General features: G+C 41.1%; 13 protein-coding genes. 4 read left to right on the top strand and 9 right to left on the bottom strand.

From position 1 onward, the window contains the following. The first annotated feature begins 9 nt into the window (after positions 1 to 9). The 3 genes from IGK61_RS07780 (at position 10) to IGK61_RS07770 (ending at position 3,435) form a co-directional block, all read left to right on the top strand. On the top strand, positions 10 to 1,935 hold the full coding sequence (locus IGK61_RS07780; protein ID WP_010748178.1) for a PTS fructose transporter subunit IIABC: 1,926 nt from the start codon (positions 10 to 12) through the stop codon (positions 1,933 to 1,935). A gap of 88 nt (positions 1,936 to 2,023) precedes the next feature. Then, positions 2,024 to 2,590 (top strand): helix-turn-helix domain-containing protein, encoded by a 567-nt coding sequence (locus IGK61_RS07775; protein WP_016249831.1) that lies wholly within the window; start codon positions 2,024 to 2,026, stop codon positions 2,588 to 2,590. After that, positions 2,548 to 3,435 carry an IS3 family transposase gene (locus tag IGK61_RS07770; RefSeq protein ID WP_317756472.1) on the top strand — a complete coding sequence of 296 codons (888 nt, stop codon included), beginning with the start codon at positions 2,548 to 2,550 and terminating at the stop codon, positions 3,433 to 3,435. The genes IGK61_RS07775 and IGK61_RS07770 overlap by 43 nt, the downstream gene beginning before the upstream one ends. Before the next feature lie 88 nt (positions 3,436 to 3,523). On the opposite strand, the gene IGK61_RS07765 is transcribed toward IGK61_RS07770, so the two are convergent. Then, on the bottom strand, positions 3,524 to 4,855 hold the full coding sequence (locus IGK61_RS07765) for a hypothetical protein (RefSeq protein WP_074536399.1): 1,332 nt from the start codon (positions 4,853 to 4,855) through the stop codon (positions 3,524 to 3,526). 128 nt (positions 4,856 to 4,983) lie between these two features. Between IGK61_RS07765 and IGK61_RS07760 the strand changes: the two genes are divergently transcribed. Further along, positions 4,984 to 5,160, top strand: a complete 177-nt coding sequence (locus IGK61_RS07760) for an SPJ_0845 family protein (RefSeq protein ID WP_254777463.1) — start codon at positions 4,984 to 4,986, stop codon at positions 5,158 to 5,160. A gap of 112 nt (positions 5,161 to 5,272) precedes the next feature. Here IGK61_RS07760 and IGK61_RS07755 read toward each other — a convergent pair whose 3' ends face one another. The 8 genes from IGK61_RS07755 to IGK61_RS07720 all read right to left on the bottom strand — a co-directional run bounded on the left by IGK61_RS07755 (position 5,273) and on the right by IGK61_RS07720 (position 13,025). Continuing rightward, positions 5,273 to 6,154, bottom strand: a complete 882-nt coding sequence (locus IGK61_RS07755) for a helix-turn-helix transcriptional regulator (protein WP_074536401.1) — start codon at positions 6,152 to 6,154, stop codon at positions 5,273 to 5,275. Between the two features lie 171 nt (positions 6,155 to 6,325). After that, the gene (yihA, locus tag IGK61_RS07750; protein WP_005225967.1) at positions 6,326 to 6,910 is read right to left on the bottom strand and encodes a ribosome biogenesis GTP-binding protein YihA/YsxC; all 585 of its coding nucleotides are present in this window, start codon (positions 6,908 to 6,910) and stop codon (positions 6,326 to 6,328) included. 69 nt (positions 6,911 to 6,979) lie between these two features. Next, complete coding sequence (clpX, locus tag IGK61_RS07745; protein WP_010748174.1) at positions 6,980 to 8,224, bottom strand: ATP-dependent Clp protease ATP-binding subunit ClpX; 1,245 nt, start codon at positions 8,222 to 8,224, stop codon at positions 6,980 to 6,982. A 226-nt stretch (positions 8,225 to 8,450) separates the two neighbouring features. After that, a complete protein-coding gene (tig, locus tag IGK61_RS07740; RefSeq protein WP_005225965.1) occupies positions 8,451 to 9,734 on the bottom strand; it encodes a trigger factor in 1,284 nt (427 codons plus the stop codon). Between the two features lie 119 nt (positions 9,735 to 9,853). Continuing rightward, a complete protein-coding gene (locus tag IGK61_RS07735; protein ID WP_015509612.1) occupies positions 9,854 to 10,801 on the bottom strand; it encodes a hypothetical protein in 948 nt (315 codons plus the stop codon). A gap of 37 nt (positions 10,802 to 10,838) precedes the next feature. After that, positions 10,839 to 11,669: an RDD family protein gene (locus IGK61_RS07730; RefSeq protein WP_074536402.1), complete on the bottom strand. Its 831-nt coding sequence runs from the start codon at positions 11,667 to 11,669 to the stop codon at positions 10,839 to 10,841. A 2-nt stretch (positions 11,670 to 11,671) separates the two neighbouring features. Further along, complete coding sequence (sppA, locus tag IGK61_RS07725) at positions 11,672 to 12,703, bottom strand: signal peptide peptidase SppA (protein ID WP_074536403.1); 1,032 nt, start codon at positions 12,701 to 12,703, stop codon at positions 11,672 to 11,674. Between the two features lie 31 nt (positions 12,704 to 12,734). After that, on the bottom strand, positions 12,735 to 13,025 hold the full coding sequence (locus IGK61_RS07720; protein ID WP_005225961.1) for a hypothetical protein: 291 nt from the start codon (positions 13,023 to 13,025) through the stop codon (positions 12,735 to 12,737). Between the last annotated feature and the right edge of the window lie 151 nt (positions 13,026 to 13,176).

Genomic DNA, 13,176 nt, shown 5'->3' with positions numbered 1-13,176 from the left:
ATGGAAAAAATGAAAATCAATGAGTTGATGCTGAAAGATGCCATGATCATGGACTTACAAGCAACAGACAAAAAAGGTGCCATTGATGAAATGGTAGCAAAATTATATGCTGTCGGACGAATTTCAGATATCGAGGTCTACAAAGAAGGAATTCTTGCCCGAGAAGCTCAAACATCAACAGGGCTAGGTGACGGCATCGCAATGCCTCATGCCAAAAACAGTGCGGTCAAAGAAGCGACGGTCTTATTCGCAAAAAGTAATGCGGGTGTTGATTATGAGGCGTTAGATGGACAACCAACGTACCTCTTCTTTATGATCGCAGCACCAGAAGGAGCAAATGATACTCATTTACAAGCATTAGCAGCGCTATCTCGCTTGTTGATCGATCCGGATTTCGTTGCTAAATTAAAAACAGCGACGACTGCTGATCAAGTACAGCAACTTTTCTCAGAAGCTGAGGCACAGCAAGAAGCCGATGCTTTAGCAGAAGAAGCGGCAAACCAAGAAGCAGCACCCGCTAGCGAACGTCCCTATATCGTCGCAGTTACAGCTTGCCCGACAGGAATCGCCCATACCTACATGGCAGAAGATGCTTTGAAAAAGAAAGCCAAAGAGCTGGGTGTTGACATCAAAGTCGAAACAAATGGTTCAGAAGGAATCAAAAATCGTCTAACAGAAGCTGATATCGCCCGAGCTACTGGTGTAATCGTAGCTGCTGATAAAAAAGTAGAAATGGATCGCTTTGACGGCAAACATTTAGTAAACCGTCCTGTCAGTGATGGTATCCGTAAAACCGAGCAATTAATCAATGAAGCAATGAGCGGTACTGCTCCTGTTTTTCATGGTAGCGGCCAAGCTTCTGATAAAGAGGACGCTTCTGCTGATGGTTCAGTCGGTCAACGAATCTATAAAGATTTGATGAATGGTGTTTCTCATATGCTGCCATTTGTTATTGCCGGTGGAATCATGATCGCTATTTCCTTCATGGTGGACCAGTTCATGGGTGTCCCTCAAGATGCCTTGAGTCAATTAGGAAACTACAACCAAGCAGCTTCTTGGTTCAATCAAATCGGTAGCGCGGCATTTGGTTTTATGCTACCTGTCTTAGCTGGATTTATCGCTTCAAGTATCAGTGACCGACCTGGATTGATCGTCGGTTTTGCAGCAGGTGCGTTAGCAAATACAGGTGGTGCTGGTTTCTTAGGTGCCTTGATCGGCGGTTTCTTAGCTGGTTACGTCATCAAGTTCTTACGTTCATTATTCAAAGGCTTACCAAAATCATTAGAAGGAATCAAAACGATCCTCTTCTACCCTGTTTTCGGCCTATTGATCACTGGCTTCTTGATGTTACTGATCAACGTGCCAATGAAAGCTATCAACGACGGTTTGAACAGCTTCTTGACTGGCTTAAGTGGTACCAACGCAGCTTTACTTGGCGCTTTGTTAGCAGCGATGATGGCAGCCGATCTAGGCGGCCCAATCAACAAAGCCGCTTATGTTTTTGGTACTGCAACATTGGCAACGACCGTTGCTGAAGGTGGTAGCGTCGTGATGGCATCTGTAATGGCGGGCGGAATGGTTCCTCCATTAGCAATCTTTGTCGCAACGTTATTGTTCAAAAATAAATTTACAAAAGACCAAAAAGAAGCAGGTTTGACAAATATCGTCATGGGGCTGTCCTTCGTCACAGAAGGTGCGATTCCATTTGCAGCAGCAGATCCACTGCGAGCGATCCCAAGCTTTATCGTCGGTTCTGCCCTGACTGGTGCACTTGTCGGTGCCTTTGATATCCAATTGATGGCGCCACATGGTGGGATCTTCGTTGTCCTATTATTATCTAAACCAATTTTGTTCTTGCTATTCATCTTGATCGGTGCGATCGTTTCTGGCGTCGTATTCGGTTTGTTGAAAAAAGCACCTGAGCAAACAGCCTAATTTAAAAGACCCACAAGATCCTCGTGATCTTTGAAGCGACCCCCAAAAGTTAGACCAAAAAATCTAACTTTTGGGGGTCGTTATTTGTATGGCAAAATATCCTTTTGAATTAAAACTAAAAATCGTTAAAGAATATCTTAGTGGCGTGGGCGGATATCGGTATCTTGCCAACAAATACGGTATTTCAAGCAAGTCTCAAGTAAGTAATTGGGTGAATGCCTATCGTGAATACGGAGAGGAAGGTCTATTGAGAAAGCATCAAAATCAGAAATATTCTGTTCAATTTAAGTTAAATGCGCTAGAGTTATATCAAACAAGTGAGATGTCCTATCGAGAAGTTGCTAGCACTTTAGAAATGAACAACCCTGCGCTTATTGCCAATTGGATGCGTAATTTCAGAGAAGCAGGTATTGAGGGGCTCTCAAAAGAGAAAGGGCGACCACTTACTTTGACTAGAAAAAAAGAAAACAAAAAAGAAAATACAACAACTGAAGAACGCGAGCGTATCAAGGCATTAGAAAAGCAAGTCCGATCCCTTCAAATTGAGAATGCCTTTTTAAAAGAGTTGAGGAAGCTGCGAAAACAGGAAGCCCAGCAAAGACGCAAGAATCAATCGCACGAATCATCGCCAGCCTCCGAGGATCATTCAAACTAGTTGAGCTTCTTGAAACATTGAAATTTCCTAAAGCAACCTATATGTATTGGCAGAAACGGTTTGACAGACCAAACCCAGACCAAGAAATTGAAGAAAAAATGCTTGAAATTCGCAAAGAGCATAAAGACTATGGCTGTCTGCGACTAAAAAAAGAATTAGAGAATCAAGGGATTCATGTCAATAAAAAGAAGATTCAACGTCTGATAAAAAAACTAGGTATCGAAGTAAAGTCTTACACTAGAAAATCTCGACGGTACAATTCTTATCGTGGGAAGGTTGGTACTGTCGCCAAAAATCGTATTCATCGTCGGTTTTATACAAATATCTGTCACCAAAAAATTACAACTGATACCACAGAGTTTAAGTATTATGAAGTAGACACCACAGGTGTCGTTCGTCAGAAAAAGCTGTATTTAGATCCTTTCATGGATTTCTACAATAGTGAAATTCTATCTTATCGGATTTCTGAAAAACCAAACGCACTAGCCATAATGGAAGGATTAGAAGAAGCAATCCAGATGACAAATGATTGTCCATTTCGTAGAACCTTCCATTCAGATCAAGGATGGGCCTATCAAATGAATGCTTATAAGAATAAATTGAAGCAACATAAAATCTTCCAGAGTATGTCTCGTAAAGGGAATTGTTTAGATAACTCACCTATGGAAAACTTCTTTGGTTTATTAAAGCAAGAGATTTTTCATGGAGAAGTCTATCGGAGTTTAGATGAATTGAAAACAAAAATTGACCAATATATCTATTATTACAACCATAAACGCATCAAAAAGAAATTAAATTGGCGAAGTCCGGTTCAGTTTCGAGAAGCTGTAAAAACAGCTGTCTAACAGTTAATCTTATCGTACAAAAAAGGAGTGAATTTCTCCACTCCATAAAAGTCTAACTTTTTGGGGTCACTACACTTGCGGGTCTTTTTCATTCTTGATTGGTAAAAAGCTGCTGCTCGACTAGCTTTTGGGTGTTCATAAAATACACTCGTAGTTTTTTCCCATCCTTCTTTAGATTGACCCATGTATATTTGCGCGTGCGGTGCAGATAGCCAAAATGAACATCAGGCATGGCCGCTTTCAAAGCATCTAGCGGTAAGTGCTTCAAAGCAGTCTCCGGCAAATAAAATTGCAGGCAAGCAGTATAGTCTTTAAAACGATCCTCTGAATATTCAATCTCAAGATGGCTACGAATATAGAATGAATAAGCCTCTACTCCATCGTCTATCGTTAGTTCTGGCTTTAATACGATATAATCCATCATTCGCAACCGCTCTTGATCCACCCAAGGAAAATACGCTTGGGCATTCAGATACCCTTTCACTCGTCGCTCTTGATACTCTTCGTTCACGAGGTCGAAGCTTCTGGTGACAAAATGTGTCGCGCTGCGTTTTGTTGTCGGCTGCAGTCGATCATTTTGGTATTGGATGGTTTGGATCAAGTGATCCCCAAAGGCATATTCAATATATGGTTCTCTCAAAATACCGACCCCGTTATCCCAAGTCAATTGATCGATTCCAGTTTGATCGCGAAACAATCGCTGATAGGATAGATTCAATTCGTGATCCCACTGGAAAGGATCGCGATACAATTCCACCATCACGACCCCTTGGTCTCTTACCTGCACTTGCTCCACCTGTTGCGCATCAGTAATGATCACTTGAGGAATGATATGCGCGTAGAATGCCGAAAAGTACATGCGCCAGCAAGAAGTCAATGTATAGCCATTGTAAAAAACATCGTACCCAGCAAATTGATTGCAGTCGATGACGATTTCTTGTTCAAAATTTTTCCGCTTCGGTAACGCGTTGATTTCAGCAATCGATTGAAAATTTTGTCTTTTCTCGATTCCTTCGACGTTATGCATCAAGTACTCGTCATATGAACGCAAATAGCCGAACAAGCCATCTCTTTGCATCGTTTCATCAAAGTAACTTAAAATCACTGGTTTTTGCGCGGAAAACACCTCTTTTGTAAACAGATGCCGTTGTAAAACTGCCTCTTGAATGACATGGATACTAGACTCATTTTGTCCATCCGTGACAATAATTTCTGTATTGATTTCTTCAGGGGCGTTATGCAACAACCGACTGATTTCATCAAAATCATAAGGTTTCTTTGCTTGTTGATTGTAGTAGTATTCCGTCGGCTGATAGCTAAGACGAACCAAAGCGAACCAATTTTCAATCAACAAACGCAACTGTGCTGCTTCCATTTGGGTCGATTGTAGAAAGCCATAGATTTTTTCAGTTTTGATCATCGCTATCCCTCTTTTCTATCCCCTTTCTTTAATTATAGTAAAGGGGGAAACGATTGAACACTATTTCGCTTTTTTTGATGAAATCTACCACCGTTCGTGGTAAACTTAAGGCGCTTGGAGGTGAACCTATGGGCTTAAAATTCCAACGAGAAGACTCGCTAGATAAAATGTTTGATGATTTTGCCTTTCTTCCCGATAACGACAAAGACAAGAAAAAACAGGAAAACGATATTGAGCGTTTCTTGAAAAACGAACCTGCTGAAGAGAAAAAAACACAACCTAAAGATAGTAAGAAAGCAGACTAATAAAAAAGGCAAAGGACTCCATAGTCCCTTGCCTTTTTTACTTGTGGTAACAGAAAATGAGCCCCTGAAGCTACATATGTTCAACGATCAGAAACGGCATCTAGAGGTTTTCTTATAGCTCTTCATACAACATGCTTTGACGTAATCGCACCAAGCCAATGGTCAACAAGCAAAGAATAAAAAAGATGGTTGCTAAGATCGTCACCACGAAGATCACCACAAAAATCGGTGAGCTTGTAAAACGAATCATTGGTTCAAAGATAGTGGTTTTAATCAAGTCAGGGATCTCTGAGACTAAGAGTTGTTGAATCGCTTGGTTAAAATCTTCCGTTGATGAATTTGCGGGCAAAACAGCCATAAAACTCCCTACACCATAATTTGCGACCCCAATCCAAGCAATTGCGACGTTTGCTAGAGCGAGCCAGCCAACGCCAAGATTACCGACAACGATCGAACCGATCGCAAGATTGCCAATCCCAACTAATAAGCCAAAGCAGAGATTCCCTATTGCAATGACACCGATACTGACTGTCCCAATTCCCAACATTCCGAAGGACAATAAGCCAATCGATAAAAAGCCTAAACTGACAACCCCCAAAGCAATAATCCCTTTGGCTTTGACACCAAGGCTAAACCAGCCGCTGGCAGTTGGTAGCTCTTTCATCAGCACAAAAAACGCTCGAACACTCGTCACTTGATTCAGTAATAAGAATAAATTGGGAATCAAAATGTGCATTAACGGAAGCCGCAGAACCGTCCGTTCACTTTTGTATTCATAATAGTAGGTTTCTTTTTTTTCTTTTAATAGCTCTTCCACTGGTGTGCCTAATAAATCGGCTAGACGGACCAATGTCTCGATGTCTGGCAACCCATTTCCTCGTTCCCATTTTGAAATGGCCTTATCAGAAACAAATAACCTCGCAGCTAATTCCTTCTGTGTTAAATTATGTCTTGATCGATACTCTTTTAATTTTTTACTTAATGATTCATGCATTCGACCACACCTCCTTGTTACAAGTTTAACAAATAACAAGGAGATTTTCGCTAAAATGGAGCAAATTCAGCACTCTACGCTGCGTAGAATAGCTTAAATCAGCTGATTTCCAATGTAAAATGAGAAAAACCGAAGCAAAGGACTTTCTTGCTTCGGTTTCCTAAATGATAATTATTTTATTGCTGCTTCAATCGCTTTCCACGCTTCTTCTTTTCCTTGTTTGGTAATGGAAGAAAAGAGGATAAACGTATCTGCTGGATCAAAGGATAATGCTTTTTTGATCATGCTTTCATGCTTGTTCCATTTCCCACGAGGGATTTTGTCTGCTTTGGTGGCGACCACGATCACTGGAATCTCGTAGTATTTCAAAAACTCATACATTTGAATATCTTCTTGTGAGGGGGCATGACGCAAATCAACAAGAGATACGACTGCACGCAGCTGCTCTCTTTGTTCAAGATATGTCTCAATCATTTTCCCCCATTTCGCTCGCTCTGTTTTCGATACTTTTGCATAGCCGTAGCCGGGGACATCGACAAAATGCAGCGTATTTTCAATCAAATAAAAGTTCAGCGTTTGCGTCTTCCCAGGTTTTGATGAGGTACGGGCTAAATTTTTACGATTGATCAATGTATTGATGAAGGATGACTTTCCGACATTTGAGCGGCCTGCTAAGGCAATCTCCGGTAAAGGTGTAGCTGGATATTGTGCTGGAGAAACGGCACTGATGACGATTTCAGCATCATGTACTTTCATCGAATCGCTCCTTTCTATTTTTTCAAAAAGAAAGCCGGATAGCAATGAAACTATCCGACTTGGTCTCGATTAGACTGCTTTTTTGGTCTCTTCATTGTAAATGATTTTTGGTTCACCAAGTCCTTTTGCCGCTTCTTCCGTGATGGTGACTTTTTGGATCGACTCATCAGAAGGGACATTGAACATGACATCCATCATGATATTCTCGATGATCGAACGCAACCCACGAGCACCGGTATTTCGCTCAATGGCTTGCGCAGCAATGGCACGCAAAGCCTCTGGCTCAAATTCCAGCTCGGTGTCATCTAATGCCATTAACTTTTGGTATTGTTTGACCAGCGCATTTTTTGGTTCAGTCAAAATATGCACTAAATCATCTACTGTTAATTTCTCTAGGGCAGCCATCACTGGCAAGCGGCCAATAAATTCAGGAATCAAACCGAATTTAAGCAAGTCTTCAGGAATGATTTGCTGCATCACACTTTCGCCTTCTTCAAGACGCTTATTGTTCGTGCCAAAACCAATTGTTTTTTCACCTAAACGGTTTTTAACGATGGTTTCGATTCCGTCAAACGCCCCGCCAACGATAAAGAGAATATTGGTGGTATCAATTTGGATCATCTCTTGATGTGGATGTTTCCGTCCACCTTGTGGCGGTACACTAGCAGTCGTTCCTTCTAGGATCTTCAGCAATGCTTGCTGCACGCCTTCACCGGATACGTCACGAGTAATCGATACATTTTCACTCTTACGGGCGATTTTATCGATCTCATCAATATAGATGATTCCTTTTTCTGCCATTTCTACGTTATAATCAGCAGCTTGTAACAGTTTCAAAAGAATGTTTTCCACATCTTCACCGACATAGCCGGCTTCTGTCAAACTGGTTGCATCAGCGATTGCAAAAGGCACGTTTAGTGAACGTGCTAACGTTTGTGCCAAAAATGTTTTCCCAGAACCTGTTGGTCCGATCAAGCAAATATTGCTTTTTTGTAATTCTACATCTTCTGCTGTCGTTTCTACATTGACCCGTTTGTAGTGATTGTAAACCGCCACAGCCAATGTCCGTTTCGCACGATCTTGTCCAATCACATATTCATTGAGAACATTCAGTAGTTCTTGCGGTTTCGGCACTTCGGTAAATTCACGAATTGCTTCTTCGTAAAACTCTTCATCAATGATTTCTTTACACAAATCGATGCATTCATTACAGATATAGACCCCAGGACCTGCAACGATCTTTTTCACCTCTTCTTGCGTTTTGCCACAAAAAGAACAACGAACAGCTTCATTACCGTTTGTATTATCGTACATACTGTTCACCCCTTGAAAATTTTCCAACCTATTTAAAGGAGTGGAATTTTGTTTACTAACTTTGCAGTCTTAAACAATCATATCATAACTTTTTTGAAAGAAAAAGTTCTTTTTACGTTGCCTAACGTTTTCTTATCATTTGTTAGTAATTGTTAAACTAGCCCCTCTTACTCCCAAGAAAAAACGGCAAACACCGCTAGATGTTCGCCGTTTTTAAGCATTTTGCTTACGCTTCTTTTGCAGTACCTGTGACAAGTTCAACTGCTTTCTTCATCGTGATATCATGTTTCAACATGTCTTCTGTTAAGACGCGTTTGATTTGATCCACTGGCATGTTGTAAGCTTCAGAAAGTTCTTTGATTTCGTTTTCGATATCTTCTTCTGTTGCTTCCAAACCTTCTGCTTTAGCGATTGCTTCAATAACAAGGTTTGTTTTCACGCGGGTTTCTGCTTCACCTTCAAATTGTGTGTGCAGATCTGCTTCAGTTGAACCAGTTAATTGATAATACATTTCTGGTGAGATTCCTTGACGTTGCATGTTGTTCAAGAATTCATCCATTGAACGGTGTACTTCATCATGAACCATTGAATGTGGTAATTCAACGATTTCTGCGTTTTCAACTGCTTGACGGATCGCAGCTTCATCTTTTGCATCTTCAGCTGCTTTTTCTTTTGTTTCAGTCAATTCAGCACGGTATTTTTCTTTTAATTCAGCTAATGATTCAACGCTGTCATCAACGTCTTTTGCGAATTCATCATCTAATTCAGGAAGTTCTTTTGCTTTTACTTCGTGAACAGTTACTTTGAAGACTGCTTCTTTACCAGCTAAATCTTCTGCTTGATAATCTTCTGGGAAAGTAACGGTAACGTCTTTGCTATCACCAGCTTTTGTTCCTACTAATTGTTCTTCAAAACCAGGGATGAATGAGTTTGAGCCAAGTTCAAGTGAGTAGTTTTCACCTTTGCCGCCTTCAAATGTTTCTTCCCCTAAGAAGCCTTCAAAGTCGATAACGACTGTGTCGCCATTTTCAGCTGCTTCGTCTTCTTTGATAACTAATTCAGCTTGCGCTTCTTGTTCACGTTTGATGCGTGCATCCACGTCTTCTTCTGTTACTTCACGGTCTTGTTTTTCAACTGTTAATTCTTTGTAATCACCAAGTTTTACTTCAGGTTTTACAGTAACTTCTGCTTTGATAACCCAATCTTGGCCTTTTTCCATGCTGTCAACGTCGATTTTTGGTTGCGCAACAGGATCGATCCCTGCTTCTTTTACAGCAGCTTCATAAGCTTCTGGAAGAACAGCGTTCAATGCATCTTCATACAACGCTTCTTCGCCGTACATACGGTTAAATACTTGGCGTGAAACTTTCCCTTTACGGAAGCCAGGTACGTTAAGATTGCCTTTCACTTTATTGAATGCAGTCGTCAAGCCTTTTTGGATTTCTGCTTGAGCGATCGTAAATGTCAAAACACCATCATTGGTGCCTGTTTTTTCCCATTTTGCAGTCATTTATTTCCCTCCGAATATTAATTGATTTACATATGAAATAGCTTCATGCATACCTTTAAATAGTACACTAACGTTGTTTAATTGTAAACATTTTACCATGAAAGTTGCGAATTTTTCTTTCAGCGAATGCTCAATCGTAGGATATTGCGTAGGTGTCGTTTGCGTTCTTCTATTTCATTCACTGCTTTTGGCTGTTCTTTTTCTTCAAATAACCCACGATAATCTTCAATGTAGCTTGCCACCCATGCTTTTGCCTCCTCTTTTGCAGGTAAAAATGGGTAGCTGATGGCTAAATGATCATTGATCTCTGCTGAGACGCTTTCTGCTAAAATCGGATCTTCTTGGGCGATCGTTTCGTCAATCTCTTTCTGGATCGCTTTAACAGCGGCATCTTCTTGCAAAAGTTTTAACTCTTTCGGAACGATTTGCTGCATATTCCCAAGGTAATCGATCAGTTCAAAAGGTTCGTCCACTTCAAGACGCACGAGCTCATCCACTAATTTGGGCAGTAAATATGGATTTTTGATGGAAGCTAACGTTTCATGCATCAGCGTGACAAATTGTGGTTTGGTAATGGCTTGGGTAAAAACGTGCCATTCTGTTGCACTCACCGGTTGATTGGCTTCATCTAATGCACGTAAATGCTTGCGTTTCCCATGAAAATCTTCCAGTCCTAAAATTTGCTGAACTTCTTCTACCTTTGCTAATTCACTTGCTAACTGTTCCTGATAGCGGCTTGCAATTTTTGTTTTTTTACCTAATGTAAGCCAGCGCCGAGCTTTTAAATACTGACCATCCAAGATCAGCAGATGACCAATTTGTAAATACCCGTCGGTTTCTTTTAGATAATCATCCAAATAGTCTTCCGCCAGATCTAACGCTTTGGCAAAATCATTCAACTGCTGCAGACATTCAACCAGCCATTGATTGATCTCAAAACTGGCATTTTTTTGATAGAGTTCATTGTACAGGCGAAAAGCTTGCAAAAACTCCTTTGACTGGTAGGCTTTTTCTGCCGCCAGCCGAAGCCGTTCATTTGGTCCTGGGAAATCAATCGTCTCACCCATTCTCGATCCCTCCTTTACTACTTGCTTGATCTGCTAGTTAGTTTTGTGCGCCAATCATTACGTGATTGGCATCCACTTGTTTATTGAAAGCTTTGATCAGATTAATGGTCACCACACTGGTTTCTGCAAAATAATCCGCAGCCTGCTGCTTATTTTTATTAAAGGCGATCGGTAAATAACCAAGATAAAAGAAAAGATTGAATTGTAATACGTAGCGTCCGCAAAGCTCGCGAATCAACACAGTTTGCCAGCTGAGTTCTTCCTCTACAAAAGAAACCACTCGAATGCCAAAAAGCATTTTTCCAATCGTTTGACCATGATTTAGCTTTGTCATTAGAACAAAATAGCCTAGATAGATTGCTAAGGCACAGATGTTGTAAAGGCCAAACCGCTGATTGGTTGCCGTTAAATTCGCTAGATTGTAGATACTACCGATCGTTATTTGGGTAATCGCTCGGATCACCAACACATCAACGAGATAAGCAAAGAAACGAATCCAAAACCCAGCAAAAAAGTAGCTAGGAAAATCATTGAAGAACCGTTTGTCTTCTGCCTGTTTTTCAGGTTCTTCATACCGTTGCCAGGCTTGTTGTTTTTCCTCGATCTCGCTTTGGGTATACTCTTCTTCCCTAAAAGACGTCAAGACTTGTTGGTAAAAATCATCGGGATGATTTACTTGTGCGTTCCTCATCGCTTTGTTGGCAGTTACTGGTTCGGTTGTTTCTGAAACCTGCGCTTCAGTTTGCACATCCGTATGATTGGTTGACGGTGTCGAGGTTTCCCGCTGTTCCCTTTGATCGATTGACGAACTTGTGTGATTGTCATCCCTTGATGATGTGCCAGCGGAATACTTGTTTTTCTCTGTCATAGTCATTCACCTCCATAGTAATAAAGAGGTTTCGGAGCATCGCTGGTTCCAAGGCTTTCCATCAATTGGATCACTCGCTCTGTGTTTGATTCTTTTAATCCTTGCAGTTCGGCTAAACTTGAACCTAACCAAGTAGAAGCAAATCCAGTAGAGGAAACATCATAGCTGAAAATCTCGGCATCTTCCAAGCCTAGATCTGCTTGCATTGCTGCTAATGTATCTTCAGGAAAACCGATTTCATCCACTAAACCAACAGACACTGCTTGCTGACCATCATAGATACGGCCATCAGCGATCTTTCTAACGGCTTCTTCTGTCATGCCACGTCCTTCTGCTACGATTTTTACGAACCGACCATAGGCATTGTCGACATAGGTCTGCAAGACTTCCTTGTCGGCTTCTGTGGGTTCTCTCGTTGATGAACCTACATCTTTTAGTGCGCCACTTTTATACGTATTGTCTTCGATCCCTAGCTTTTCGAATAAGCCAGCATAGTTTAGCCCTGACATGATCACCCCGATTGAACCAGTAATGGTTTCATCCGTTGCAAAAATTTTATCAGCACCTGCCGAGATATAATAACCGCCACTGGCTGCCATGTTTTTCATACTGACATACATTGGAATCCCTAACTCTTTGATTTTTGCTAACTCACGAGCGATCTCCGCACTTTCATAGACGCCGCCTCCTGGGGTATTGACTTCCATCAAGATGCCCCCAATAGTTGGATCTTCTTGGATCATCCGTAGTTCTTCTAAAAATCGCTGATGATCATAAGATTCTGTTGTGAATAAGCCACCACTGGAGCTGCTGGCGATGGTTCCTTCTAAAGATAAGCGAACAATACGATTGTCTTGATCTCCGGCAACTAACGTTGTCTCTTCGATCGCATTACTTCCATAGAGCAAAGCATTTAACCCTTGTAGCGTCTGAGTTTCCTCTTGCTCTGGACGATTTGTGATTACTGAAAAAACCCCCGAGCAGATAAATAACCCAGCTGCGATCGCCGCTGCGATCCATCTTCTTTTATTCATTTTCCCACCTAACTTTTCACCTTTCCCATTTTTAGTATAGATTTTTGATGACGATCACTGCTTCTTCGTCTCCAACCGCATCAAATTTCTCGCTTTTTTCAGCTAAGACGTAGCCACCAAAAAATTCCTTTGTCAGTTCATCCTGGACTTCGAATGTTTGCGCGGTTTCCACGGTGACTGATCCAGGCAAAATTTCTTGCAAGCTGTCCCAGCCCGTATCCAACATGACCTTTGTTTCATCTGTGACATTAGGATCTTTTTCTATCGCAGCTACCATTTTCTTTAGCTCTGAAAAAGTCATACAATTTACAAATTCTGGCATTTCATTCCCTCACTTTCTTACTTTTTTATTGTAGCGAACTTAAAAAAAAAAGCATAGCTTTATGAGGAAATTTCTTGGGAATCTTATTCGACAAAGCTATGTCAGCTGTTTTGATTTCCTTTAAACAGGTTCAAATCAACCTTACCAATAA

The sequence above is a fragment of the Enterococcus sp. AZ063 genome, assembly GCF_051715045.1.
GTDB lineage: Bacteria > Bacillota > Bacilli > Lactobacillales > Enterococcaceae > Enterococcus_D > Enterococcus_D casseliflavus.
Note: the sequence above shows the minus strand (reverse complement) of the source record. Positions and strands in the feature narration are given on the sequence as shown.

Excerpts from the sequence above, each read along its gene's own strand:
- IGK61_RS07780 (WP_010748178.1), top strand. The coding sequence starts at position 10 with ATGAAAATCAATGAGTTGATGCTGAAAGATGCCATGATCATGGACTTA.
- IGK61_RS07775 (WP_016249831.1), top strand. The coding sequence starts at position 2,024 with ATGGCAAAATATCCTTTTGAATTAAAACTAAAAATCGTTAAAGAATAT.
- IGK61_RS07765 (WP_074536399.1), bottom strand. The coding sequence starts at position 4,855 with ATGATCAAAACTGAAAAAATCTATGGCTTTCTACAATCGACCCAAATG.
- IGK61_RS07760 (WP_254777463.1), top strand. The coding sequence starts at position 4,984 with ATGGGCTTAAAATTCCAACGAGAAGACTCGCTAGATAAAATGTTTGAT.
- IGK61_RS07755 (WP_074536401.1), bottom strand. The coding sequence starts at position 6,154 with ATGCATGAATCATTAAGTAAAAAATTAAAAGAGTATCGATCAAGACAT.
- yihA (WP_005225967.1), bottom strand. The coding sequence starts at position 6,910 with ATGAAAGTACATGATGCTGAAATCGTCATCAGTGCCGTTTCTCCAGCA.
- clpX (WP_010748174.1), bottom strand. The coding sequence starts at position 8,224 with ATGTACGATAATACAAACGGTAATGAAGCTGTTCGTTGTTCTTTTTGT.
- tig (WP_005225965.1), bottom strand. The coding sequence starts at position 9,734 with ATGACTGCAAAATGGGAAAAAACAGGCACCAATGATGGTGTTTTGACA.
- IGK61_RS07735 (WP_015509612.1), bottom strand. The coding sequence starts at position 10,801 with ATGGGTGAGACGATTGATTTCCCAGGACCAAATGAACGGCTTCGGCTG.
- IGK61_RS07730 (WP_074536402.1), bottom strand. The coding sequence starts at position 11,669 with ATGACAGAGAAAAACAAGTATTCCGCTGGCACATCATCAAGGGATGAC.
- sppA (WP_074536403.1), bottom strand. The coding sequence starts at position 12,703 with ATGAATAAAAGAAGATGGATCGCAGCGGCGATCGCAGCTGGGTTATTT.
- IGK61_RS07720 (WP_005225961.1), bottom strand. The coding sequence starts at position 13,025 with ATGCCAGAATTTGTAAATTGTATGACTTTTTCAGAGCTAAAGAAAATG.